A 1903-nucleotide genomic window follows, 5' to 3' on the forward strand; every position below is an offset into this window, starting at 1 on the left:
TTGAGCGAGCGGAGCGAGTCGAAATGAACTGCTCAGGCCCGCAGCGCCTGCAGCAGCGTCTTCACCAGCCCCAGAATCCGACCGTCCGCCCGGAAGCGGGTGAGGCCCTCGCTCACTGCGGCACCGGTGCGCGCCGTGACGAACCATGGCGGCTTCGGCAGAATCGTGAAGCGGCCGCCGCCGTTGGCGACCGGCAGAGACCTCGGGAACGGACGGAATGGTCCGCGTAGCACCGAGCGCTCCACCTGGTCGAGCAGCAGTGCGTTGTGCACGATACCGATACCGCTGCCGACATCGTCGAGCGTGTTCCCGGGAAACGCGCCCCACGTCAGCGTGGGGGTGATGAAGGCGAAAGCGGTCCAGGCGTTGATGGCGATCGAGCCGTAGCGCAGTTCGGTGATCGACCGCTCGAATCCGGTGCCGAGCGTTGCCTGCGTCGCCGGATCGATCAGCACGTTGGCACCGAGCGTGCCCTGGAGCTTTTCGTTCGCGTGAGCGACAGCAGCATCCAGGAACGTCTGTCCTGTGCCAGGCAAGGTCACGACGCCGAGCACGGGGGCGAAGTACTCCGTATTCTCGAGGGCTGTCGGGTCATCGTCCTGGCCAATCTCGACGAGAAGCCGGTCGCCGAGCACGAGCGCGTCGGGGTAGTCGTCCGCTGCCGACTGCATCCGCTGGTCCGAGCCCGGGTACCAGATCGGACGCTCCGGCGCACGGGTGTACGCGCGGCGGAGGGCAGCGCGGAATGCATCCGCCTGATCCCAATCGGACGACATGATCACAACCTGGCCGGCGATGCAGTTGTGGCCGCAGTTCTGCAGGCGCATCGTCGCGATGTGCTCGGCGTGGAAGCGCAGGTCCGCCTCGCTCCACTGCCCCGGCACGACGATGATCGGCGAGACTCCGCCGAGCTCGGCCGTGATCGGCTTCTTCAGGAGGGGGCGGTTCTCGCGACGGCGTCGCTTCGTCGCGACTGCTCCCTGCCCGCTCGACGGGCCCCAGGTGATCGCATCAAACGTCGCCGCGGAACCCGTGATGTGCACATGGCTGAGCTTCTTGTGCGCGGTGAGGTAAGCGCCGACATCGCCGCCGCCGCGGACGATGCGCAGAAAACCGGGTTCGATCAGGGCTGCGAACGCGTGTTCGAAGACCGGCACCAGCGCATCCTGAGTGGGGTTGACCTTGAGGATCGCCGTGCGATTGTGCGCGAGGAGCTCGTAGAGCACATCCAGTACCGGGATCGAGGTGACGTTGCCGGCGCCGAGCACCAGGCCGACGCCACCGGACTCCTGCGGGGTGCGCTGGGCGAGCCCGGCGGCGGCGCGAGCGGTGCGCGGTGTGGTTCCCGGCTCCAGCCAGACCTCGCCGGTGAAGCCCGAGAGCAGCACCTTGTCGAGACCCGTCAGCGGGAACGCGTGCACGCGTGCGCGGCCGCCGGGGGCGCGGTCGATGCGGATGCCCTCGAGCGGATTGCGTCCGGCTGCGAGCCGGGAGAGCGTCTCCGCGTACGCGTCGAGCGCGCCGAGAACGCTGTAGGGGCCGGAGAGCCATTCCTCACCGCGCAGGGGGTGACTGCCGTTCAGCCCCTTGGATGCTGCCGCCGTGTGCGCCCATTCCTCAGCGGATGCTGCCACCGCAGTTCGCACGGCACGCAGAAGCGTCGCGCGCTGGCCGACGCTGAGCGTCGACCAGGTGCGGGTTCCCGCGGTGAGCTCGTCGATCGCGGCATCCAGGTGGGCGCGTTCCTCGTCGTCGAGGCCGGCCGCGGGCGCGGGGGCAGTGTCGGTCGCAGGGGTCGCTGACGTCATCGGCATCTCCTTCGTGCGGAAGCACTATTCGGGTGTCTTCAGCTTATGCGGGCACGTGGGCCCGGTCACCCGCCGTTGCGCTGCTATTCCCCGCT

The 1903-nt window shown here is 68.6% G+C and carries 1 protein-coding gene; it reads right to left on the minus strand.

All coding sequences use genetic code 11. From position 1 onward, the window contains the following. Positions 1-32: 32 nt before the first annotated feature. A complete protein-coding gene (locus ACTIAO_RS09010; RefSeq protein ID WP_441905957.1) occupies positions 33-1808 on the minus strand; it encodes an aldehyde dehydrogenase family protein in 1776 nt (591 codons plus the stop codon). Positions 1809-1903: the final 95 nt, after the last annotated feature.

The organism is Microbacterium sp. (genome assembly GCF_052099035.1).
Lineage (GTDB): Bacteria > Actinomycetota > Actinomycetes > Actinomycetales > Microbacteriaceae > Microbacterium.

What these genes read in the sequence shown, in the direction of transcription:
- ACTIAO_RS09010 (WP_441905957.1), bottom strand. Translation starts at nt 1,808, where the DNA reads ATGACGTCAGCGACCCCTGCGACCGACACTGCCCCCGCGCCCGCGGCC.